This window comes from Salinibacterium sp. NYA9b, assembly GCF_976973725.1.
On sequence record NZ_OZ333476.1, the window covers coordinates 2,324,211 to 2,346,836 of the forward strand.

At 60.6% G+C, this 22,626-nt stretch carries 24 protein-coding genes; 10 read left to right on the plus strand and 14 right to left on the minus strand.

What is annotated here, in order from left to right:
• Position 1: 1 nt before the first annotated feature.
• From ACWFSR_RS11175 to ACWFSR_RS11195, 5 genes are all read right to left on the minus strand, one after another.
• A complete protein-coding gene (locus ACWFSR_RS11175) occupies positions 2-376 on the minus strand; it encodes a PTS glucitol/sorbitol transporter subunit IIA (RefSeq protein WP_197106307.1) in 375 nt (124 codons plus the stop codon).
• A gap of 45 nt (positions 377-421) precedes the next feature.
• Entirely contained in the window at positions 422-1,477 is a 1,056-nt protein-coding gene (gene srlE / locus ACWFSR_RS11180) for a PTS glucitol/sorbitol transporter subunit IIB (RefSeq protein ID WP_197106308.1), read from the minus strand.
• A gap of 2 nt (positions 1,478-1,479) precedes the next feature.
• Entirely contained in the window at positions 1,480-2,187 is a 708-nt protein-coding gene (gene srlA / locus ACWFSR_RS11185; protein WP_197106309.1) for a PTS glucitol/sorbitol transporter subunit IIC, read from the minus strand.
• 318 nt (positions 2,188-2,505) lie between these two features.
• Complete coding sequence (gene ispD / locus ACWFSR_RS11190) at positions 2,506-3,711, minus strand: 2-C-methyl-D-erythritol 4-phosphate cytidylyltransferase (RefSeq protein ID WP_197106310.1); 1,206 nt, start codon at positions 3,709-3,711, stop codon at positions 2,506-2,508.
• Between the two features lie 110 nt (positions 3,712-3,821).
• Positions 3,822-4,304 (minus strand): CarD family transcriptional regulator, encoded by a 483-nt coding sequence (locus ACWFSR_RS11195; protein WP_129072070.1) that lies wholly within the window; start codon positions 4,302-4,304, stop codon positions 3,822-3,824.
• A 101-nt stretch (positions 4,305-4,405) separates the two neighbouring features.
• Here ACWFSR_RS11195 and ACWFSR_RS11200 point away from each other — a divergent pair, with 101 nt between their 5' ends.
• Positions 4,406-4,915: a hypothetical protein gene (locus ACWFSR_RS11200; RefSeq protein ID WP_197106311.1), complete on the plus strand. Its 510-nt coding sequence runs from the start codon at positions 4,406-4,408 to the stop codon at positions 4,913-4,915.
• 92 nt (positions 4,916-5,007) lie between these two features.
• Here the strand turns inward: ACWFSR_RS11200 and ACWFSR_RS11205 are convergent, their stop codons facing one another.
• The gene (locus ACWFSR_RS11205; RefSeq protein ID WP_197106312.1) at positions 5,008-5,688 is read right to left on the minus strand and encodes a response regulator transcription factor; all 681 of its coding nucleotides are present in this window, start codon (positions 5,686-5,688) and stop codon (positions 5,008-5,010) included.
• Positions 5,685-6,839 carry a sensor histidine kinase gene (locus ACWFSR_RS11210; RefSeq protein WP_197106313.1) on the minus strand — a complete coding sequence of 385 codons (1,155 nt, stop codon included), beginning with the start codon at positions 6,837-6,839 and terminating at the stop codon, positions 5,685-5,687. The genes ACWFSR_RS11205 and ACWFSR_RS11210 overlap by 4 nt, the downstream gene beginning before the upstream one ends.
• A 167-nt stretch (positions 6,840-7,006) precedes the next feature.
• Here ACWFSR_RS11210 and phoU point away from each other — a divergent pair, with 167 nt between their 5' ends.
• The gene (phoU, locus tag ACWFSR_RS11215) at positions 7,007-7,660 is read left to right on the plus strand and encodes a phosphate signaling complex protein PhoU (protein ID WP_197106314.1); all 654 of its coding nucleotides are present in this window, start codon (positions 7,007-7,009) and stop codon (positions 7,658-7,660) included.
• Between the two features lie 80 nt (positions 7,661-7,740).
• Here phoU and ACWFSR_RS11220 read toward each other — a convergent pair whose 3' ends face one another.
• The 4 genes from ACWFSR_RS11220 to ACWFSR_RS11235 all read right to left on the minus strand — a co-directional run bounded on the left by ACWFSR_RS11220 (position 7,741) and on the right by ACWFSR_RS11235 (position 10,657).
• Positions 7,741-8,484 carry a phosphoglyceromutase gene (locus tag ACWFSR_RS11220; RefSeq protein ID WP_197106315.1) on the minus strand — a complete coding sequence of 248 codons (744 nt, stop codon included), beginning with the start codon at positions 8,482-8,484 and terminating at the stop codon, positions 7,741-7,743.
• 102 nt (positions 8,485-8,586) lie between these two features.
• Entirely contained in the window at positions 8,587-9,660 is a 1,074-nt protein-coding gene (gene ygfZ, locus ACWFSR_RS11225) for a CAF17-like 4Fe-4S cluster assembly/insertion protein YgfZ (RefSeq protein WP_197109550.1), read from the minus strand.
• On the minus strand, positions 9,650-10,246 hold the full coding sequence (locus tag ACWFSR_RS11230) for a nitrobindin family protein (protein ID WP_197109549.1): 597 nt from the start codon (positions 10,244-10,246) through the stop codon (positions 9,650-9,652). The genes ygfZ and ACWFSR_RS11230 overlap by 11 nt, the downstream gene beginning before the upstream one ends.
• A gap of 156 nt (positions 10,247-10,402) precedes the next feature.
• Positions 10,403-10,657 carry a hypothetical protein gene (locus ACWFSR_RS11235; protein WP_197106318.1) on the minus strand — a complete coding sequence of 85 codons (255 nt, stop codon included), beginning with the start codon at positions 10,655-10,657 and terminating at the stop codon, positions 10,403-10,405.
• 95 nt (positions 10,658-10,752) lie between these two features.
• On the opposite strand from ACWFSR_RS11235, the gene ACWFSR_RS11240 reads away from it, so the two are divergent.
• The 8 genes from ACWFSR_RS11240 to pstB all read left to right on the plus strand — a co-directional run bounded on the left by ACWFSR_RS11240 (position 10,753) and on the right by pstB (position 20,100).
• Positions 10,753-11,484: a response regulator transcription factor gene (locus ACWFSR_RS11240; RefSeq protein WP_197106319.1), complete on the plus strand. Its 732-nt coding sequence runs from the start codon at positions 10,753-10,755 to the stop codon at positions 11,482-11,484.
• A gap of 74 nt (positions 11,485-11,558) precedes the next feature.
• Positions 11,559-13,739, plus strand: coding sequence for an RNA degradosome polyphosphate kinase (locus ACWFSR_RS11245; protein WP_197106320.1), 2,181 nt, complete (start codon positions 11,559-11,561; stop codon positions 13,737-13,739).
• Entirely contained in the window at positions 13,736-14,674 is a 939-nt protein-coding gene (locus ACWFSR_RS11250) for an NUDIX hydrolase (RefSeq protein ID WP_447522396.1), read from the plus strand. Before ACWFSR_RS11245 ends, ACWFSR_RS11250 begins: the two co-directional genes overlap by 4 nt.
• A 103-nt stretch (positions 14,675-14,777) precedes the next feature.
• Positions 14,778-15,857 (plus strand): phosphate ABC transporter substrate-binding protein PstS, encoded by a 1,080-nt coding sequence (locus ACWFSR_RS11255; RefSeq protein WP_197109547.1) that lies wholly within the window; start codon positions 14,778-14,780, stop codon positions 15,855-15,857.
• Positions 15,858-16,033: 176 nt separating this feature from the next.
• Complete coding sequence (locus tag ACWFSR_RS11260) at positions 16,034-17,128, plus strand: phosphate ABC transporter substrate-binding protein PstS (RefSeq protein WP_197106323.1); 1,095 nt, start codon at positions 16,034-16,036, stop codon at positions 17,126-17,128.
• Between the two features lie 147 nt (positions 17,129-17,275).
• Complete coding sequence (gene pstC, locus ACWFSR_RS11265; RefSeq protein WP_197106324.1) at positions 17,276-18,220, plus strand: phosphate ABC transporter permease subunit PstC; 945 nt, start codon at positions 17,276-17,278, stop codon at positions 18,218-18,220.
• A complete protein-coding gene (gene pstA / locus ACWFSR_RS11270) occupies positions 18,220-19,302 on the plus strand; it encodes a phosphate ABC transporter permease PstA (RefSeq protein ID WP_197106325.1) in 1,083 nt (360 codons plus the stop codon). The genes pstC and pstA overlap by 1 nt, the downstream gene beginning before the upstream one ends.
• Before the next feature lie 18 nt (positions 19,303-19,320).
• Positions 19,321-20,100: a phosphate ABC transporter ATP-binding protein PstB gene (gene pstB, locus ACWFSR_RS11275; RefSeq protein WP_197106326.1), complete on the plus strand. Its 780-nt coding sequence runs from the start codon at positions 19,321-19,323 to the stop codon at positions 20,098-20,100.
• A gap of 75 nt (positions 20,101-20,175) precedes the next feature.
• On the opposite strand, the gene ACWFSR_RS11280 is transcribed toward pstB, so the two are convergent.
• From ACWFSR_RS11280 to ACWFSR_RS11290, 3 genes are read right to left on the minus strand one after another with little or no spacing between them, the layout of a single operon-like run.
• Positions 20,176-21,438, minus strand: coding sequence for a Dyp-type peroxidase (locus tag ACWFSR_RS11280; RefSeq protein ID WP_447522397.1), 1,263 nt, complete (start codon positions 21,436-21,438; stop codon positions 20,176-20,178).
• Positions 21,439-22,008 carry a copper chaperone PCu(A)C gene (locus tag ACWFSR_RS11285; protein ID WP_197109545.1) on the minus strand — a complete coding sequence of 190 codons (570 nt, stop codon included), beginning with the start codon at positions 22,006-22,008 and terminating at the stop codon, positions 21,439-21,441.
• Positions 22,009-22,015: 7 nt separating this feature from the next.
• Entirely contained in the window at positions 22,016-22,588 is a 573-nt protein-coding gene (locus ACWFSR_RS11290) for a copper resistance CopC family protein (RefSeq protein WP_447522398.1), read from the minus strand.
• Positions 22,589-22,626 lie beyond the last annotated feature (38 nt).

Consider the following 22,626-nt stretch of genomic DNA (forward strand, 5'->3'; position numbering starts at 1 on the left):
GTCAACTACCTTCGATGAGCTCAATGGTGACGCCCGCGTTGGGCAACGAGAGTGTGCCCTTCGCGTGAATGGCGCCGGGGAGAACTTTCTGGCTGTCTTCTGGGTCGCTGTAGACCACGAAGTGGCCAAGCGTGCGGAGGTTGTGTCCGGCAATTTCGCCGACCTCCGTAATGGTGACTTCAGAGTCCCCCACCCGCAGCACGTCTCCCGGCTGGGGGTCGCGCTGCGGGTGGTGGTGCGCGACAGTGTGGACCACGCTTACCTCAGCCAGTTCGGTGGGGCAGGGTTCTCCGAAGAAGATCACCACTCCTCCTTCGAACATTTCGGTGGCGTCCGTTCCGATGGACGTGACCTCGCTGCGGTAGTAGGTAGTCATTGCTGTCTCGCTTTTCTCTGCTGTTACGTGTGGTGGTTGTGCTGGTTAGATCAGTGCGAAGCTTGCGCCCCACGCGATCAGGACTGCCAGCGGCGATGTGATCAGGCGAGAGAAGAGTACAGCGGGAACACCCACTGCGACCGTCTCTGGCTTGGCTTCTCCGAGGGCAAGACCCACGGGAACGAAGTCACAACCAACCTGACCGTTGATGGCGAACAGCGTCGGCAGTGCGTACTGCACGGGCAGAGCGCCAGCGGCGATCTGTGTACCCATGAGTACACCGACGACCTGAGCGATAGCCGCACCCGGTCCCAGGATGGGCGACAGGAACGGTAGCCCCGTGATCACCCCAAGGAGGATGAGACCGATCGGGTTCGAGGCCAGCGGCGTGACGGCTTGCGCAATCAGGTCCGACAGTCCGGAGTAGGTGACGAAACCGATCAAGAGGCTCACGTACGCCATGAACGGGAGGATCGTCTGCAGCACGAGCTGAACAGTCTGGCGACCAGACGACAGGAGCGTGTTGATGATGTTTCCGATGACCGAACCAAAGCGTGTAGCGATGTTCGAGAAGAAACCGATGAAACCACCACCGGTTGTGGTCTCGGCCGTGAAGTGCGTCACGTTGCTTGTACCGAACGCTCCCGACGGTGCGGGGCTGCCAATTGCGGCTTCGGATGCTGCAGCCGCTTCAGCAGCGTGAGTTGCGAACGCTGCTGAGCCTCCGGCCAGTTCAACATCTTCGGTTCCTACTGCGGAGACGAAGACATCGTCGGTGATGTACTTCGCGAGGGGGCCCGATGGCTCCCCCGGGAAGACATCCACTGTCATCATGCGCTTCTTGGGGTAAACGCCGATGCGAGCGGTTCCACCACAGTTGATCACGACAGCGACAACGCGCTCTTCGGGGATGCTGTTGGTGAAGCCGTCGACAGCTTCTGCGCCGGTCAGTTCAGCGATACGCGCGGCGACCGGGTGGATTCCGCCACCGGTTACCGAGAGAACGACGTTCTTGGTCTCACTGGGCTCGAGCAGGAGGCCCTTGCCCCAGCCGCCGTTGCCGGGCTTGACGAATACTTTGTTGTAGGTGTTCTCAGTCATGATCACACCGTCCCTTCAGTGGCAACCGAGGATCCGGTTTTCTTGGTCGACTTTGCCTCGATGAAGCGTTCACTGGCCAAAGCAAATTCGCGGTCGTACTCGTCAAAGACGGCGGTCAGACCCTGGCGACGGATGAGCAGGTTCGTGATCCATTCGGTGACGATGCCACGAATGAAGATAACGACGATGCCGGTTCCGAAGTACAGCAGCGCGAGCAGCGGGTACTTTTCAGGAGCGATGGAGAGCACTCCAGCCGAGACACCAGCCCAGACGAAGATCTCGCCGGCGTTAGCGTGCGGGAAGAAAGCCGTAACGGGGTGCACGAACGATACTGCTGAGTCGTAGAACGCCGGCTTCTGTCGTTCGGGTAGATAGATGCCGAAGGAGTACGCCATCGGGTTGGTCAACACAATGACCGCGATGATGGGCATGAGCGTGTAGCGAGTGATGGCCCAACGAGCTGACCACTGCACCGCACGAGTCATGCGCGCTTCGCCCACCCAGGTGGTGATTGCGTACATGAACGTGAGGAGCACGATCAGTGTCGGCAGGATGCCGGTAGCCAAACCGACAAGGGCTTCGCCCGAAGCGTTGAAGAGGCCGATGAAGTGCGTTGCACCCCACGTAAGGGCCTGAATGAACGGGTTGTCGCTGGCCGGCACTGGCGGCGAATCCGCCGCCCAGATTATCGTGTCCAGAACAGATTGCATCTCACACCTTTCTCCAGCCGCAACTTCGTTGTCGGCGCCTGTCAGGGCCGGCGGCGTAGACGTGAGGTGCGTGTCCCCATCGACCCTGGTACTGCATTTGCACATATGTGAGCATTGGGCTCACAGTCGTGTAATAACAGGTATAGCAGTCCGACAAGCAATGAACCAAGGCAGAACCGAAAAAAAATACCGCTCAGATTCTGTCCGAGGGCGCGACAGCGCGCCCCATACCGCTAGAACTTGCGCAACGAGGCTCGAAAAACGACGACAAAGCGACGGGACCCAGAAAGAGTCCAGCGCCAGGGGTGACGCGGGAAGCTAGCCCTTGCTGTGTGCCGCTTCGGCGACGGTGCGCACGTGCACGAGCGCTGTAGCGATCGCCGCCATTCCTTCGCCGCGGCCCGTAAAGCCGAGAGCATCGGATGTCGTGCCAGCGATACTCACCGAAGCACCAAGGATTCCACTGAGGAACTCCTCTGCCTCAACACGGCGGCGCGACACCATCGGGTGATTGCCAATGAGCTGAACGGAAACGTTGCCGACCTCGAAACCCGCATCCCGAAGGAGGAAGAGAGTTTCACGCAGGAACACATCACCGTGAGCGTCTTCGAATTTGGGATCGCTCGTGCCGAAGACGCTGCCGAGGTCACCGAGCTTTGCTGCGGACAACATTGCGTCGCAGATTGCGTGTGCAACCACGTCACCATCGCTGTGACCGCGAAGGCCGACCTCGTCTGGCCAGTGAAGACCCGCAAGCCAGAGCGGCTTGGTCTCGTCGTAGGCGTGCACATCGGTGCCCGTGCCGACCCGGATGCCGGTGGCCGCGGATTCGGTGAACAGCTGTTCGGCGCGACGAAGCTCCCACGCCGTGGTGATCTTGAACGCGAGAGGGTCGCCAGCAATGATCGAGACGGGATACCCGGCGGCGGCTACCAGCGCTGAATCATCGGTGTGCTCTTCTTGAGCAGCGGCGTGCGACGCGACGAGCTGGTCGCGGGGAAAGCCCTGTGGGGTCTGGACGGCCATGAGCACCGAGCGATCAACGGTCTCAACAATCAGGCCGCTGTCATCCGTGCGCTTGATGGTGTCGGCAACCGGCAGGCCGGGAACAACGCCAGCGCCGGAGCTGCGAACTTCAGCAGCAACAGAGTCGAAGACAACGCTCGGGGTTAGCGGGCGCGCGGCATCGTGCACGAGAACAACATCGACGCTGGGCTCGAGGAAGTCGAGCGCGGCTGCCACGGACTCTTGGCGAGTAGCGCCACCGACAATAATCGTTGGCTCGTGGTCGCGACCGCCCGGAACCGAGCGCGCAAGCTGCTTGGCGATGGGAGCGTACGACTTAGGTACCGTGATGATGACTTGAATCGGATCGACCATGGCGAACACGGATTCAAGAGCACGGCTCAGGGTCGGACGGCCAGCGAGATGAACGAAAGCTTTTGGCTCGTTACGGCCGAGGCGGGTACCGTTTCCGGCGCCGAGCAGGATTACTGCAATGCGCGGAGCATTCTGTTGAGTCATAGGGGGCGGGTATCTCCAAATCGATGGGCGAGGAAATACTCCTCCGCCAGAAAGACGTAGCGAATCAGCCTACCCATGCTCACCTGTGAATACGGCCAGCTATTCGAGGCTTAGGAAGCCAGAACCTCGTCGAGAACCAGCGATGCCTTGTCTTCGTCAGTCTTCTCAGCAAGAGCGAGCTCGGAGATAAGAATCTGACGTGCCTTGGCAAGCATGCGCTTCTCGCCGGCTGAAAGCCCGCGGTCTTGGTCACGGCGCCACAGGTCGCGAACAACTTCGGAAACCTTGATGACATCGCCAGAAGCAAGCTTCTCCAGGTTGGCCTTATAGCGGCGCGACCAGTTAGTGGGCTCTTCAGTAAACGGCGCGCGGAGCACCTCGAATACTGCGTCGAGTCCCTCGCGACCGATAACGTCGCGAACACCCACGAGATCAACATTCTCTGCAGGCACTTCGATGGTGAGATCACCCTGGGTTACATTGAGCTTTAGATAAACTTTCTCTTCACCCTTGATGGTGCGCTTCTTAACCTCGGTGATGGTTGCAGCACCGTGGTGGGGATAAACGACTGTCTCGCCGACCTCAAACAACATGAATAGTGGTCCTCTCGAAGAAAACCCAGTTTATCACAGTAAACACATGGTAAGGCTTGCCTAAGTAAACCCCTCGGCTCGGCTATCTATAGTATGGATCTGTGACAGTACGCACTCGCGCAGCACGCGCTGCAGCCTCCGCCCTTATTGCCGGCGCTCTCCTAGTGGGCACCGCCGGTTGTTCGTTCATCACGCCTACGGCGACATTGAACCACTATGACCCCAGCGACGGCATCGGAGCCGAGGTTGGCGACGTCAAGGTGCGCAACGTTCTTGCCATCAGCAACGACGACAACAGCGCTGTAAGCCTCATGATCACGGTCGTCAACACGACCACCACGAGCGGCAGCCTGCGCCTTCAGTACGAATCGGCCGACGGTGAGCGCATCGACATCTCGAAGCCGATCACCTCCAACGCAGTCAAGACCTACGGCACCGAGGTAGACGGCGACACGATCGTCATCACCGATGCCGGCGTCAAGGCTGGCGCGCTTTTCCCGATCTACATGCAGTTCGGCGACGAGGGCGGCCAAGAACTTCTCGTTCCGGTCATCTCCGGCGACAACCCGATCTACAGCGACCTCGCTCCGGCAAGCGCGCTCGGCGAATAGCCCGCACTAGCGTTCGTTCACCCCAGCGACACAGAGGGGCGCCTAGCGGTGCACACCGGCTCAGCGAGTCCGGCATGCACCCCCGCTGATCTCTAGTCTTCGAAGCGGTACCCGAGACCGCGAACCGTCACGAGCATCGTCGGCTGAGACGGCGTCTTCTCGATCTTCGAGCGGATGCGCTTAATGTGCACATCAAGCGTCTTCGTATCGCCGAAGTAATCAGCACCCCACACTCGATCGATCAACTGGCCGCGCGTCAGTACGCGACCGCCGTTGCGCAACAAGAGCTCGAGCAGTTCAAATTCCTTCAGGGGCATGGTGACATCCTTGCCATCCACCGACACCGTGTGGCGCTCGACATCCATGCGCACTCCCCCGGCTTCAAGAACCGAATCGGTGTCGTCGATGTCTTCCGCACGACGGCGAGAAACGGCACGGATGCGGGCCAAGAGCTCGCGGCTCGAATACGGCTTCGTTACGTAGTCGTCCGCTCCCAGCTCGAGACCGACCACGATATCCACTTCGCTGTCTTTGGCCGTGAGCATGATGATCGGAACGCTGGAACGCGTGCGAATCTCGCGACAAACCTCAGTGCCGGCAAGGCCAGGCAACATGAGGTCGAGCAGGATCAGATCGGCACCATTGCGGTCGAATTCCGCGAGGCCGGCAAGTCCATCTTCGGCGATGGTTGTTTCGTAGCCTTCGCGCTCGAGAAGAAACGCAAGGGGCTCGCTCAACGACGGTTCGTCCTCGACGATCAAAATGCGAGTCATTGTTTTTCTCCTGTTGCGTTAATTACGTCGGGATCGATCTCGGGTAGTCGAATCGTGAAAGTTGAACCGTGGCCAAGCTGCGACCACACACGGATGTCGCCACCGTGGTTTTGCACAACGTGTTTAGCGATGCTGAGGCCAAGCCCACTACCGCCCGTGTGCCTGCTGCGGGCGGGGTCACTGCGATAGAAGCGTTCGAAGACACGGTCGAGTTCCTCTTCCGGAATTCCGACGCCCTGGTCAGTGACGGAAATTTCGACGGCACCGTCACGGTGCCTTACCCCAATGCCGACTCGAGTGTTCTCGGGCGAGTACTGCACGGCGTTAGAGATGAGGTTGTCGAGGGCGAGCACAAGAAGGGTTTCATCGCCGAACGTCTCGAACCCGGTCAGCCCGCCACTCACGAGCGTGACCTTGTTGAACTCCGCCACCGCACGGTTCTGATCGATCGCGATTGACACGACGGTGTCGATGTCGACAGGAGCCGCTTTGGCAAGCCCGTCAGCAGACTGCAGTCGTGAAAGTTCGATGATCTCTTGCGTGATGCGAGCGAGACGATGCGACTCCTTGGTGAGCCGTTTTGCGAATCGCTTCACTTGATCCGGTTCATCAGAAGCGCTCACGAGCGCTTCTGCCAGCAATCCAACAGCGCCGATCGGGGTCTTCAGCTCGTGGCTGATGTTGGCGACGAAGTCGCGCCGTACCTCGTCCAGTCGGTACGACTCGGTGCGATCTTCGGCCAACAGTAAAACGTATCGCGTGCCCAAGCGAGCAACACGAACGAAAAGATAAATGTTCGCGTCGCCGAAGGGGCCACGAGAAACGTGAACTTCTTGCGCAATGGGCACCCCAGTGCGGCGAACCTGGTCGACGAACTCCACAAGCTCGGGATGAACGAGCGCGTGATTCCAGACGAGACCGTAGGTCAGCGCCGCATTAGACGCCTTCATGATGTTGTTCGACGGATCGAGCACGATACCCGCGGATTCAAGCGCATCAATGACCTGATCGACGCCATCCGGCACCGCAGAAGACACCACGTGGGCAGCCCGCTGACCGCGTTTAGCGGCCGCATAAATGATGAAGGACATACCGCTGCCAAGAAATACCCCGAAAGCGAGGGCGGCCGGCACGAGCCACGCAGAGTCCATAGCCACTAGGTTAGTTACATCTGAGGCGTTCACTTGCCGCAAGTTCGCGACGGGGGCTCACTTCAGATAAAGTTCAGGCCGCCAACACCTGCTGTTAACCTGACGCGGGCAGGGTGGCCTAAGCCGTGCGGGCTTCGTCATGCCCGTATCGAAGGGACGTAGATAGCGTGCGCGAAGTATTTCAACAAGAACTACGCGAGGTGCAAGATCGCCTCGTGGAAATTGCCAGCCTGGTGGCGGTGTCGATCGACAACGCCACAAAAGCATTTAATGAGTCGGATGTATCACTGGCAGAAACAGTGATCGCAGACGACGACCAGATTGATGCGGCGGCAGCCGAACTCGATGAGCTTGCGATCAATATCCTCGCTCGTCAACAACCAGTCGCCCGCGACTTGAGGATTGTAGTGAGCGCCCTGCGCATCAGCGCTTCACTCGAGCGCATGGGTGACATGGCTGAGCACATTGCTCAGCTTGCGCGTTACCGCTTCCCCGACAAGGTTGTGCCGAAGTCGCTGCGAGGAACCTTCGCAGAACTCGGTGCACTCGATGTCGCGGTCGCCAACAAGCTGGTCGAGCTGCTCAAGCATGAAGACGTGCGCGTTGCTGAAGAGATTCGCAACGACGACGACAAGATCGACGCGCTGCACTTGAGCGTCTTCGACAAGGTGCTCGGTGAGACGTGGAAGGGCGCAGCGGTTGATACCGTCGATGCCACTCTGGCGTCTCGCTACCACGAGCGCTTCGCAGACCACGCGGTCTCCATCGCCAAGAAGGTTCAGTACCTTGCTACCGGCGACTGGGTTCCGACAGACGACTAACCCCGTCACTCCGCGACAAAGCCCCGACGAGATTCGTTCTCGTCGGGGCTTTGTGCGTTAAGCGTGCGTGGGGCTGAAGGCTACTTTTTGCCCTGCGACGCAACAGCGGCAGCACCGGCTGCTGCTGCTTCGGGGTCGAGGTAGTAGGCCGGCTTGATCGGCATGAAGTTGTCGTCGAGTTCGTACACCAACGGGATACCGGTCGGGATGTTGAGGCTCGCGATGTCGTCATCCGAGATGCCATCGAGGTGCTTCACGAGCGCGCGCAGCGAGTTGCCGTGGGCGGTGACGAGCACGGTCTTGCCTGCGGCGAGGTCCTTGGTGATGTCCGACTCCCAGTAGGGCAACATGCGGTCGATCACGAGCTTGAGGCTCTCGGTGCGAGGGATCTCACCGTCGATGCCGACGTAGCGGCGGTCGTGAACCTGGCTGTACTCAGCATCGTCGTCGAGCGGGGGCGGCGGCACGTCAAAGCTACGACGCCAGGTCATGAACTTCTCTTCGCCAAACTCTTCGAGAGTCTGCGCCTTGTCTTTACCCTGCAGAGCGCCGTAGTGGCGTTCATTGAGTCGCCATGAGCGCTTCACGGGCAGCCAGTCGAGGTCAGCGACCTGCAACGCGATGTTTGCGGTGTGGATCGCACGCTTCAACAGCGAGGTGTACTGAACGTCAGGCTGCTTGTCGAACGCGGCGATGAGCTCGCCTGCGCGGTTCGCTTCGGTGCGGCCTTGATCGGTGAGCCCGACATCCACCCATCCGGTGAAGAGGTTCTTTTGGTTCCATTCGGAGTTGCCGTGGCGCAACAAAATCAGGGTGTGAGTCATACCTCAAGAGTACCGAGAACAGCGACGTTACGTGCATCCATGACAGGTCACTCGCAATGAACGTTCAGAGTCGCTTGGACTGTGGACAGCGAATGGATGGTGCTAGCCGCGAGTGACGGCTCCGAGCCGAGGCAGGCGCGGCACGTTGGCTTCGGCACCCGCGTCAGGCGGAACGATCACTTCTTGCGCTGCGGCGATCTCACCGATGTCGGAGGCAACAGCCAGAGTCTCCGCGGCATTCACTCCCCGTTTGATCACGGCGAGAGCGATGGGTCCCAGCTCAAAGTGTCGTGCGGAAGCGGTGACGCTGCCGACAGTCTTTTCGCCCAGTTTCACTTCGGCACCCGCTTCGGGTAGCGCGCCCTCAGAGCCGTCGAGGTGCAGCATCACAAGGCGACGAGGCGGGTGCCCAAGGTTGTGCACCTTGGCCACTGTCTCTTGCCCGCGGTAGCAACCCTTGTTGAGGTGCACGGCGGAGCGCATCCAGTCGAGTTCGTGCGGGATAGTACGGTCGTCGACTTCGGAGCTGTAGCCCGGGCGCCAGGCAGCAATGCGGAGTGCGTCGACGGCGAGCGATCCTGCGGCGGCGAAACCGCTGAGGTCGGCGTCGGCTGCGACGAGTGATTCACGGTAGTTCCAGGTGGCAGCCGGGTGCGCATCAGTTGTGGAGTACTGGTGCCCGCCACGAGTCACGGTTGCCCACGGATCGTGCCAGTCAAGTGCGGTGTCGCGCGATACGGCAACGGGAAGCTCAAGCGAGGTGCCGAAACTGCCAATCGTCATGAAGTCGTCGCTGCGGTCGGCAATTTCGACGCGCAGCATGAAGCGCATGCGATCGAACCAGGCGGCGAGGGCCTCGCGTTGCGAACCATCGACAAGCAACCAGACGGTCTCGCCGTCGTCGACAAGGCGCATGGCGTGCTCAACGCGACCGTTGGGGTTCAACAACAGCGTTTCGGCGCTCTCTCCGGGCTGAAGCCCCTTGAGCGACTGTGTCGTCAGAGAGTCGAGCCACGTGAGCCGGTCGGGACCGGTGATCGTGATGACTGCGCGGTCGGCAAGCTCGACAATGGAACGCCCCTCGACAAGAGCGCGTTGCTCGCCAAACGGGTTTCCGTAATGCTCGGGAGGGGTTCCGACCGCGCCGGGCCGAGCCGCAAAGGAATTATTCGACACGAGCGAGTCTTCCTGAAGCGTGCGTGCGGAGATCTTGGCCGAGCGCGGCAATATCCCACGCCCAGAGCAAGTGGCCTTCCACGAGGCCGAACATGCGAGTAGCTGCCGTGTACTCTTTGGCGCTTTCGGTGCGCATCACGGCGTCGGTAGCCAGATCGATGCGTGGCCCTTTCACTTCGCCGATATAAAACTCGTTGATGCCACTTGGATGCACGATCGATACTTCGATTTCGAAGCCGCCGTCGGCTGTGCGCAGCGTTTCGACGTCGTCAGCCGTGCCGTAGGGGCGTTCGCCGATCGCGGGCAACAGGCCGGGACCGGGGTCTCCCTCGGTGGCGGGACGGCGAAGTCGCCAGTACCCGGTTTCGGTGACGTGCGGAGTTTGCTTGTCGTCAAGCAACCACGTGTACGAGTTGTAGTTGAGGTGCGGAAGACCGTCGTGAGTGAAGCTGATGCGCTGCCCAAATTCGACGCTGCGTGACTCTTCGCCGAACTTATAGTCGACGATGCCAGTGCCTTCCCACAGTCCAACGAGCCACGAAAGTGGCGCGAGTTCAGCGGGGCCGGAGGTGTCTAGCTCAATCACGATGCGGCGCGGTTAGCGCTGGCCGCGAAAGAGGTTGTAGACAACGACAACCGACACGTAGCCGATTGACAGCGTCGCGAGACCGAGAAGGCCGACGAAGAAGAGCTCAAGTGCGAGAAGCATGTACTAATCCTATCCCTGTGCAGCCGAACCGCACTAAATCAGAGCGAAAATCGCGGTAGCGGCCGCGACGATGACAAGCGCGCCAACCATGCTGGCGGTGGCTCGCGCCACGAATCCCTCTTTGCGGTGAATTATCAACTGGATAACGAAAGTAAGAATGACGCAGGCCGCCAGCACGATCGCCAGCCACGTCACCCGCAGCTCCGGTGCCTCGAAGACACCAATAATGACGGCACCGATAAGACTTAATGCCCATACGGGCACGACGCTCCACTTTTGCCAAGTCATGCTCCCCATCGTATCGACGAATGGGCGAAGCCGGGCCCCGTCAAGGGAGAGCGCGAGCACGCGCTAGAATTTCTTTCACGCAGTGGGGAGGCCATATGGCACACATCTTGATGCTTAGCTCTGCGCCCGACGTTGAACCGCTCCCAGCCCTGGGATTGCTCAGCCATACGGTGGAGGTAGTCGTTGCTGCGCCTGCAACTCTTGTTGCCGCCCCAACGACAGACCTCATCATGGTCGACGCGACCACAAATCTTGCGGCAGCCAAAGGGCTGTGCAACGTGCTCAATTCCAGCGGAATTGCGGTTCCGTTGTTCGCCATTGTCACCGACGGCGGCCTGGCGGCAGTCAATCACCAATGGCACATCGACGATTTCCTCGTTGCAGGTGCCGGACCAGCCGAAGTGGATGCTCGCATCCGGTTGGCACTGGCCCGCCGCGAAGGTGAGAGTTCTGCCTCGAAGATTCGAGCATCCGGAATCGTCATCGACGAAGCCAGCTACTCGGCGAAGGCGCGCGACCGCTCTCTCGACCTCACCTTCAAAGAGTTCGAATTGCTGCGCTTCTTGGCCTCACACCCCTCGCATGTTTTCACGCGTGAGCAGCTCTTGAGCGAAGTCTGGGGTTACGACTACTTCGGTGGAACCCGCACGGTAGACGTGCACGTGCGTCGCTTGCGCGCCAAGCTCGGGGATCTCGAATCGCTCATCGGCACCGTACGCAACGTTGGTTACTGCTTCAATATCGCGGAAGAGACAGAAAAAGCCCCCGCCGTAGATGTAGTTACTAGTTCCACCGCCGACCTCGATCAGCAAAGTATCGCTGTCTAGCAAAGCCCTATCAACTGCCTCCCAGTGTGGGCGGAGTTAATCAGTTGTTCATCACTCAGTGGCAGGATGAGGGGATGGACAACGAGACCGCGATCGTCGACCCGAGCTCTGCAACGGACTCGCTTGACGAGTACGACAATGACGAGTCGTCGAGTGTTGATGATGGAACACTGATTTACGATCGCTACCTTGATCGGGAATTGAGCTGGCTAGCCTTCAACCAGCGCGTGCTCGAACTAGCCGAAGACGAGTCTCTGCCACTGCTCGAACGCGCCAACTTCTTGGCCATCTTTGCGAGCAACCTCGATGAGTTTTTCATGGTGCGCGTTGCTGGCCTCAAGCGCCGTATCGACACCGGGCTTGCCGTGCCAAGCAACACCGGCCGGGCGCCGGCAGAGGTTCTCGAAGAACTGAGTGCGGCCGCCCACGCCCTGCAAGAGCGCCACGCTGCCGAGTTTCGCAACAGTGTGAAGCCTGCACTGGATTCCGAGGGCATCCATATCGAAACGTGGGCCGATCTCGGGCCGGAAGACCGCGAGCGCGTTCACGACATCTTCTCCAATCAGATTTTTCCCGTGCTGATGCCGCTGGCGGTCGACCCCGCGCATCCGTTCCCCTACATTTCGGGGCTCTCGCTCAACCTGTCGATTCGAGTGCGTAACCCGAAGACCCAAAAAGAAGAGTTCGCGCGCCTGAAAGTGCCGAGCGTTCTGCCGCGCTTCATCCAATTGCCGGATGATGGCAGCGACCAGCTGCGCTACATCCCGCTCGAAGATCTGATCTCCAATCACCTGGGCGCCCTGTTCCCCGGTATGGAGATTCTGGCGCACCACGAGTTTCGCGTTACCCGCAACGAAGATGTCAACGTTGACGAAGATGAGTCGGAGAACCTCATCAAGTCGCTCGAGAAGCAGATTCTCAACCGTCGCTTTGGGCCGCCCATCCGGCTCGAAATCACCGACGACATGGATGACGTCACGCTCGGCTTGCTCGTTCGCGAGCTCAAGATCACCGAGCAAGAGGTCTATCGCCTTCCGGCACCGCTGAATCTCAGCGGACTCTTTCAGCTCGCCGGCATCGACCGACCCAAGCTGAAGTATCCGCGCCACGTGCCGATCACGAGTCGCAGCCTCATGCCGACCGAGGGCAATGAGCGGGCGGATATCTTCCGAGCGATCGCACGCAAAGACATCCTGCTGCACCACCCCTATGAGTCGTTCTCCACGAGTGTTCAGGCGTTCCTCGAGCAGGCCGCCGCTGACCCCAACGTGCTGGCCATCAAGCAGACGCTGTATCGCACGAGTGGTGACAGCCCCATCGTCGAGGCACTCATTGACGCTGCTGAGGCCGGGAAAGCGGTTCTGGCACTTGTCGAGATCAAGGCCCGCTTCGACGAGACCGCGAACATCTCGTGGGCTCGCAAGCTCGAGAAAGCCGGAGTGCACGTCGTGTACGGACTCGTCGGCCTCAAAACCCACTGCAAGCTAGCGCTCGTGGTGCGCCAAGAAGAGGGCAAGCTTCGTCACTACGCCCACATCGGCACGGGAAACTACAACCCGAAGACCAGCCGCCTCTATGAAGACCTGGGGCTGCTCACGGCCGACGATCAAGTCGGAAAAGACCTCACGAGACTCTTCAACGAGCTCTCGGGGTACGCGATCGAAAAGAAGTTCAAGCGGCTTCTGGTGGCTCCGCGCCATCTGCGCAAGGGCCTCATCAAGCAGATTGAGAACGAAGCCGCCAACGCTCGCGAAGGCCTGCCATCAGGCATCCGCATCAAATTGAACTCGATGGTGGATGAGGCGATCATTGACGCGCTCTACCGGGCGAGCAATGCTGGCGTTCCGATCGACATCGTGGTGCGCGGGATTTGTTCCCTGCGGGCGGGAGTTCCCGGCCTTAGCGAAAACATTCGGGTGCGCTCGGTCCTCGGTCGCTACTTGGAGCACTCGCGAGTATTTGCGTTCCACAACAGCGGAGACCCTCAGGTGTACATCGGCAGTTCTGACATGATGCACCGCAACCTCGACCGTCGCGTTGAAGCCCTTGTGCGCATCGTCGAACCCGACGACATCGCTGAACTCGAGTACATGTTCGACCTCGCCGTCGACGAAGAGACCTCCTCGTGGTGGCTCGATGCGGCAGGCGATTGGGTGCGCCACGGCCGTTCAGAGACCGGTGAACCCCTCAATGACATGCAGAATGTTCTTATGAAGCGAATAACGCAGCGCAAACGAGGAGGGTCTCGCCGGTGAGCGCCGCGAACACTCCGGTCCTCGCCGCAGGCATAGTCTGCTGGCGCGTTGTCGACGGCAAACCGCGAGTGTTGCTCGTGCATCGCACCGTTCACAAGGACGTCTCGCTGCCCAAGGGCAAGCTCGACCCTGGTGAGATGCTGCCGGAGACCGCTGTGCGCGAGATCTTCGAAGAGACCGGGTTAACCGTCGATCTCGGGGTGCCACTCGGCGACGTGCACTACACACTCGCTAACGGCCGCGACAAGTATGTGCACTACTGGGCTGCCGAAGTGAACGACCACATTCTTGAGCGCGCCAAGTTCACCCCCAACGGCGAAATCTCCTCGCTCGAATGGTTATCGCTGGCAAAAGCACGCAAAAAGGTCAGCTACACGCACGACATTGACATTCTCGATCGCTTCGCGGCCGTCTACGACGCCGGTAACGCGCGCACCTTTGCGATGATCGCCGTTCGCCACGGCAAAGCCGTTCCCGGGGAAACCTGGGACGGACCGGATGCCACCCGCCCGCTCATGCACCGCGGAACAGACCAGGCTGCCACCATCGCCGGGAGCATTGCTGCTTTCGCCCCCGACCGCATCCTGAGCAGCACCGCAGCGCGCTGCCTCGCCACAATCACCCCGCTCGCGCAACGCACCGAACTCGAAATCAAAGCGACCGATGATCTGAGCCAAGACGCCTACGCGAGCAACGGCAAAGCGGTGACCGCCCTCGTCGCCAAGCGACTCAAGAAGCAGCAGACCGCCGTGATGTGTAGTCACGGGCCCGTATTGCCACAGATAGTGGGGGCGCTCGCCGAAGCCGCCCAGGCAAAGCCCGACTCCCAGTTGCGCGCAGCGGCCCTGCTCAATACCGGTGATTTTTCGGTGCTGCACTTCGCCCGCGATGCCAAAAAACCGCGCCTCGTAGCGGTAGAGACCCACGAGTCCTAAGTCAAGCCTGCCCACCCTGCAGGCCATCAAGGTTGCCGGGCGGTGAATTACTAGGGAATTCGCGAGACAATGACGTGCACGTCATTTTCTCGAAGGGACCCCAGTGAAGTTCACCCGCCTCGGCACCGTCAGCATCATCGCGATGACCAGCGCACTCGCGCTCACCGGGTGTGTACCCACCGACCTTAGCGACGCGTCTGGCCCCTCCGGCACCATCATCGGCGCCGGCGCCTCGTCACAGCAGGCAGCGCAAGAGGCATGGGTTCGAGGTTTCCAGCTCGCCAACGTGGCGGCAACGGTCGAATACGACCCCATCGGCTCCGGAGGAGGACGCGACACCTTCATCGGTGGTGGCGCAGTGTTCGCGGCATCCGACCGCGCATTCAAGGTCGAAGAAATCGCCGAAGCCGACTTCGTTTCGTGCGTGCCCGGCACCGGCATCCTTGAAATCCCTGCCTATATTTCACCGATCGCCATCATCTTCAACCTCGAGGGGATCGACTCGCTCAACCTCGACGCCGAGACCATCGCTGGCATCTTTACGGGCGAGATCGATCAGTGGGATGACGCGGCCATCGCCGAGCAAAATCCCACCGTTGAGCTGCCCAGCCTGAACATCACCGCCGTACACCGCGCCGATGACTCGGGCACCACCGCCAACTTCACCGACTACCTCTCTGGCGCAGCACCCGACGCCTGGACGGTTGGCTCAATCGAGAAATGGCCGCTCGAGTACGGCGGTGAAGCGGCACCGCAAACATCCGGTGTCGTGGATGCTGTCACCAACGGAACGGGAACGATTGGCTACGCCGATGCCTCGCGCGCCGGTGACCTCGGCACCGTCGCCGTGAAGGTCGGTGACGAGTACGTCTCCTACTCGGCAGAAGCCGCCGCAGCGATTGTCGATGTCTCGCCGTTTGGGGAAGGCCGTGGCGACACAGACTTTGCGGTCGACATTGACCGAGCATCCACCGCCAGCGGCGTGTACCCGGTTGTGCTCATCAGCTACCTCATCGCCTGCAACGAATATGCTGCCACCGACCGGCTGGATGTCATTAAGGGCTACTTGAACTACGTGATCAGTCCCGAAGGTCAGCAGGCTGCTGCCGCGTCTGCCGGTTCGGCCCCCATCTCGGACTCGCTCTACGAGAAAGCGTTGGCCGCCGTAGCCGCGATGAAGTAATTTACAGCTCCTCCCCGTCGTCATCCCCGCGAAACCGGGGCTCACCCTTCTCATGTTGATTCGGCGTTTACCTCCCGTTTACCTAACCGGGCGAAGGTGGCTACCTGCCGTGCCTAAGTTTTCTATTTGGGTCGCACCGACCTGAAACCTGTAATCAACATTCCGAAGGGAAAACTGTGAACTTCAAGCGTCTTGGCACCATCGGTGCCATTGCTATCGCAGGCACGATCCTCCTCTCCTCCTGCGCAACAGCAGCCGAAGACGGCAGCAGCGATGAGAACATGTCCGACCTCACTGGCACCCTCGTTGGCGCCGGAGCTTCGTCGCAGCAGTCAGCCCAGGAGGCCTGGGTTGCTGGATTCCAGACGGCCAACGAGAACGTCACGGTCGAGTACGACCCCATCGGTTCTGGTGGAGGACGCGACACGTTCATCGGTGGCGGAAGCCAGTTCGCTGGATCCGACCGCGCATTCAGCGCCGAAGAAATCGCTGAAGACAACTTCGCATCTTGCGTACCCGGCACCGGCATCCTCGAGATCCCGGCCTACATCTCCCCCATCGCGATCATCTTCAACATCGACGGCATTGACTCGCTCAACCTCGACGCTGACACGATCGCCGGCATCTTCACGGGTGAAATCACCAACTGGAGCGACGATGCAATCGTCTCCCAGAACGATGGCGTAGACCTCCCCGACCTCGGCATCACCGCAGTTCACCGCGCTGATGACTCGGGAACGACCGCGAACTTCACCGACTACCTGTCGGCTGCAGCTTCGTCGGTCTGGACCGTCGGATCGATCGAAGCCTGGCCAACCGAGTTCGGTGGCGAGGGTGCTCCTCAGACCTCTGGTCTCGTTGACGCAGTAACCAACGGAACCGGAACCATCGGCTACGCCGACGCATCGCGCGCCGGTGACCTCGGAATCGTTGCTGTCAAGGTCGGCGACGAGTACGTGCCGTACTCGCCTGAAGCTGCAGCAGCAATCGTTGACGCCTCGCCCTTCGCAGCAGACCGCGGCGAGACCGACTTCGCTGTAGAGATCGACCGCGCCTCCGACGCATCGGGTGTCTACCCGGTCGTCCTGATCAGCTACCTCATCGGTTGCAACGAGTACGCATCAAGCGACAACGTTGACCTGGTGAAGGCCTACATGTCCTACATCATTAGCGACGAAGGCCAGGCAACTGCCGCAGAGTCCGCTGGTTCAGCTCCGATCTCCTCGACGCTGTTCGAGAAGGCTCAGGCTGCAGTAGACGCCATCAAGTAACACCTCGAGTCTGCTTCGACCCCGTTGCTACTGGCAGCGGGGTCGGGCAGACTTTGCACTGGGCCCGGCGCACCGCGCAGTCCCCGTGAGCACCACGCAGTACAGATCACGCACTAAGCCAAGCCAGGGATAAGGGATACTCGACACATGACCTCGACTGCGGCCGCCCGTATTCGCGCGAAACAGCGCCCCGGAGACCGCCTCTTCTCAGGTACGGCCCTCACCGCTGGCGCGCTCATCCTCGCGATTCTCGCCGCCGTCGCTGCCTTCCTCGTCATCCAGGGAGTTCCCGGAATAACCGCGGATCCCGAGAAGACGACGCTCCTTGAAGGAACGAACTTCTGGGCGTATGTCGGCCCGCTCGTCTTCGGAACGCTCTGGTCAGCTGGCCTCGCCCTCATCATGGCCGTACCGATCGCCATCGGCATCGCGCTCTTCATCTCGCACTACGCGCCGCGCCCGCTGGCAGCAACCCTCGGTTACATCATCGACTTGCTTGCCGCAGTGCCCTCCGTAGTCTTCGGCCTCTGGGGTGGCAACGTTCTCGCCGTCGGCGTGCAGCCCGCCTACGCGTGGCTTGCCGATAACCTCAGCTGGATCCCCTTCTTTGCCGGCCCTGCCTCTGGCACCGGCCGCACCATCCTCACCGCTTCCATCGTGCTCGCCGTCATGATCCTGCCGATCATCACCGCCATCTGCCGCGAAGTCTTTCTCCAGACCCCGGTGCTGCACGAAGAAGCTGCACTCGCCCTCGGCGCCACGCGCTGGGAAATGATCAAAATCGCGGTGCTTCCCTTCGGTCGCGCCGGCATCGTCTCGGGAGCAATGCTCGGCCTCGGTCGGGCCCTCGGCGAAACCATGGCTGTTGCGATGGTGCTGTCGGCCTCCAACGTCATCACCTTCAACGTGATCAGCTCGACTAACCCGTCGACAATCGCCGCCAACATCGCACTGAGCTTCCCCGAGGCCTACGGACTCAATGTGAACGTACTGATCGCAACAGGCCTGATCCTGTTCGCCATCACGCTGATCGTCAACACGATCGCGCGCTACATCGTCAACCGCCGCAAGGAATTCTCGGGAGCGAACTGATGACTACCACCACACCCGCGCGCCCCATCGAAAACGCCTACGCCGCCGGGCAACTGCCCCGCTGGGCTCCCCTGCTCATCCTGATCAGCAGCCTTGCCACTTTCGTCATCATCTTCCTGTTCGTTCAAGCAGGCCAGGATGCAGCCGAATTCAACGTCGTCGGCGCCGTGCTTTTGGGCGTCGTGCTCTACGGCGTCGTTCTCGTGACCGTCTCACGGCTCGTTGAAGGCCACCGTCGCGCCACAGACCGCCTTGTGACGACTCTGGTTACGCTCGCGTTCGTTATCGCGCTCCTGCCGCTCATCTCGCTGCTGTACACCGTGGCGATCAACGGCGCTGCCCGCTTCGACCTCGACTTCTTCACCCTCTCGCTGCGTAACGTCGTCGGCGAAGGTGGCGGTGCGGCCCACGCCATCATCGGCACCCTGCAAATGACACTCGCGGCAAGCATCATCTCGGTGCCCATCGGGCTCATGACCTCGATCTACCTCGTCGAATACGGGCGCGGTCGTCTTGCCCAAGCGATCACCTTCTTCGTGGATGTCATGACCGGCATCCCCTCGATCGTCGCCGGTCTCTTCGCCTACTCCCTCATCGTGATCTTCTTCGGCCCCGGCGTTCGCGTCGGAATCGCCGGAGCAGTCGCCCTGTCGGTGCTCATGATCCCCGTGGTCGTGCGCTCGAGCGAAGAAATGCTGCGACTCGTGCCCAACGAACTGCGTGAGGCTGCGTTTGCACTCGGCGTGCCCAAGTGGCTGACCATTCTGAAGGTTGTGCTGCCGACATCCATCGCCGGAATCACGACCGGTGTGATGCTCTCCATCGCCCGCGTCATCGGTGAAACCGCCCCGCTGCTGGTTGCCGCTGGCTTTACCAACAACTTCAACTACTCGCTGTTCAGCGACCGGATGCAGAGCTTGCCTGTATTCGTGTACAGCTCCTACATTTCTCAGGGCACCGACGCCCAGGCCTACATCGATCGGGCGTGGGCTGGAGCACTCACCCTCATCCTGATCGTGATGGCACTGAACCTCCTGGCACGCATCATCGCCAAGATCTTCGCCCCCAAGACCGGTCGATAACCGAAGGAACCCCCACTCGTGTCTAAGCGCATCGAAGTCAATGACCTCAACGTCTACTACAGCAAGTTTCGCGCTGTAGAAGGTGTGTCACTCACCATTGAGCCCCGCACCGTCACCGCCTTCATCGGCCCGTCTGGTTGCGGCAAATCAACGTTCCTGCGCACCCTGAACCGTATGCACGAGGTGATCCCCGGTGCGTACGTTGAGGGTGAAGTGCTCATTGACGGCAACAACCTCTACGCGCCCGGTGTTGACCCCGTAAGCGTTCGCCGCCAAGTGGGCATGGTCTTCCAGCGCCCCAACCCGTTCCCCACGATGTCGATTCGCGACAACGTGATTGCTGGTGTGAAGCTCAACAACTCCCGCATGAGCAAGAGTGACGCCGACGACCTCGTCGAGCAGTCCCTCATCGGGGCGAACCTGTGGCAAGAAGTTAAAGAACGCCTCGACAAGCCAGGATCAGGACTTTCTGGTGGACAGCAGCAACGACTCTGCATCGCGCGCGCCATCGCCGTCAAGCCCGACGTCGTACTGATGGATGAGCCGTGTTCGGCCCTCGACCCCATCTCGACCCTGGCCATTGAAGACCTCATCGAGGAACTCAAGCAGGACTACACGATCGTGATCGTGACCCACAACATGCAGCAGGCCGCCCGAGTCTCTGACCGCACCGCATTCTTCAACATCGCGGGCACCGGCCAGCCAGGCAAGCTCATCGAATACGACGACACCACCACGATCTTCTCGAACCCCAGCATCCAAGCAACCGAAGACTACGTCTCGGGCAAGTTCGGCTAACGAGCCGCCTGAGCACAACAGAACAGCCCCCGCGCCAGCTGGCCGGGGGCTGTTCTCGTTGTCTGCTCGCACGCTCTAAAAGAGGGTGTCTCCGATGTAGCCACCCTGCTGACAGCCGGGCGGAATAGCAAAGACCGCAGACCCGACGGGCGTTGTCCACGTGTTGAGCAAGTCAAGCGTGTCGAGAGCCTTCTGCACGGGAACGAACTGCTTATCGACATCCGCTTGGAATGCGGCGAACAGCAGCCCCGAGTTCGAGACGCTCTCGGCGCCCGTCAGCACCGTGTCGTCGTAGTTGTAGCCACGACGGAACATCTTGTTTGCTGCCTCGTTCTCTTTCGCCCGACGAACATGGGCGAAAGCGGGAATGACAGGGAAGCCCAGTCTGTCTTTGGCCTCCAAGTCGGGTTCGTCGCCCTCAACGGTGCCAGTGAGGGGCGCACCGGTGTCGAGGGTGCGACCGATCGTCTCCTCGCGGCCGAGGCGGTCGATCTTGTCCCAGCCATCGAGATCCATGACGATACGGCGCAACACGAAACTCGTGCCACCCTCCAGCCACGAAGGAACGTCGGTGCTCCACACAGCGTCACTGAACTCGGTGGTGCCAGGCGAAGGATTTCCGGTGCCATCGAGCTGACCAAACAGATTGCGCATCGTGGCGGCGGGATTCTCGGCTCCCGCCGCGCGACGGAAGCCGCTCTGCGACCACCGCGGCAGAGCAAAGCTCCGAGCATCCTTGAGCAGCATTCGCGCAGCGTGAGTGACCGTCAGAGGGTCATTGGCAGCGATCTGGATGAGGAGATCGCCATCACAGTACGCCGGATCGAGCTGGTCAATACCGAAGGCGGGAAGCGGGCGCAGCCACTCGGGAGCAGCTTTGCCTGCCAGCTCGACAACGCGAGGACCGAATCCGAACGTGACCGTGAGCTGCGCCGGGATGACGGCGAGCTCAGGCTCGGAGTCCGCCAACGCAGGCTGCCCCGCCGTGAGGCGAGCCGCGTCATCCGTCACGACGCTCATGAGGCGACGCAACCCAGCAGCGTCGATATCGTCGCGTAGATCGAGCGCGATAAAGACGGCGTTTGACTGGGCTGGCGTTTCGATGCCAGCCTGGTGCACCCCATAAAACGGCACAGCACTTTCAAAGGCCTCCTGCGGGGTGAAACCCGCAGTCGTGGCATCGCCAGAGCTCGTCGGTGCGACCGAACCCGAAGTGCCACCAACGATGCTCACTCCGGCTGCTGTTGCCGCGCCGACGCCCGCCGCAGCGGCACCGCCCCAGAGGAGGTGCCGCCGCGAGAGCCGACGCGAAGTGTCAGGCTCTACTGGTTCAGACAATTATTCGTCCATCTCCATGTCATCGTGGTCCGTGTCGCCGTTGTCCATGTCCATCTCGTCGTCGCCCTCGTAGTTCTCGTTGGCGCCGGAGTAGTCCTTGGCCGGAGCCGTGAACTCAAGCGTGCTGCCATCATCGAGCGTGAGGGTGACAGTGACGTCATCTCCCGCAAGAATCGGGTCAGTAACGCCCATGATCATGATGTGGTTTCCGCCGGGCTCAAGCATGAGCATTCCGCCCGCCGGAATGGTGAAGCCACCCTCGATCGGCTGCATGACCATGTCGCCCGATTCGTTCTCCAGCGTCTCGTGGAGTTCCGTCATATCTGAGGCACTCGTGGTCGCCGACACGATCGTGATGTCGTGATCGGTGGGGTTTTCAACCATGCCGAACGCGGCCGTCATGCCGCTGTCGATTGCCTTGACCCACGTGTCGGACGTCGTGAGAGTAGTGGCGGTCGACTCCATGCTGTCGTCGCCATCGGTGGATGCTGTGGTCGAGCATCCGGCGAGAGCAAGTGCCCCTGCCGCGAGAACGGCGATGAGGCTAAAGGTGTTTTTGGTGCGGATCATTTCTGTATTACTTCTTTCGTCGAATCCAGAACCATCGCGCTGCGATGACTCCGGCAAAAAGGACGATGCCGCTGCCGGCACCGATGAGGCTGGTAACAACGAGCGGACTCATGCCCGTTGTCGAGTTGTCTGTTGCTGAGGCTGCGGTGTCTTCTTGCTCCGAGGCTTCTTCTTCGAGGCCGAAAGTTGCCCCCGGCGTCTCCTGACCAACCGCGAATTCAAAACTGCCCGAAATCGGGTGGCCATCGCTCGACACCACACGCCACCGCACCTGATAGCTGCCCTCGGGCGTGTCAGGCAGCAGAGGCTGGATGGCGGTGCGATCTGTCACCTGCATGGGTCCACTGCCCCAGTCGGTGCCGTCGGCATCCACCACCATGGCAAGTTGCGTGATGTCCATGAGCTCGCCCGTAAATTCGAGAGCGATCTCGCTCGGGGCAACCTCAAGCACTTCGTTCTCATTCGGACCTTGCCCAATGATTTGATCGTGGGCAAAAGCCGTCTGAGGCATCGCGAATACGAGCAGAGCAGCAAGAGCCACTCCCCCGACTACGCGCGCATAAGTACGCACAAACGTCATCTGAGTTGTCAGCTTTCCGTTGTCATCGCGGAGGCACA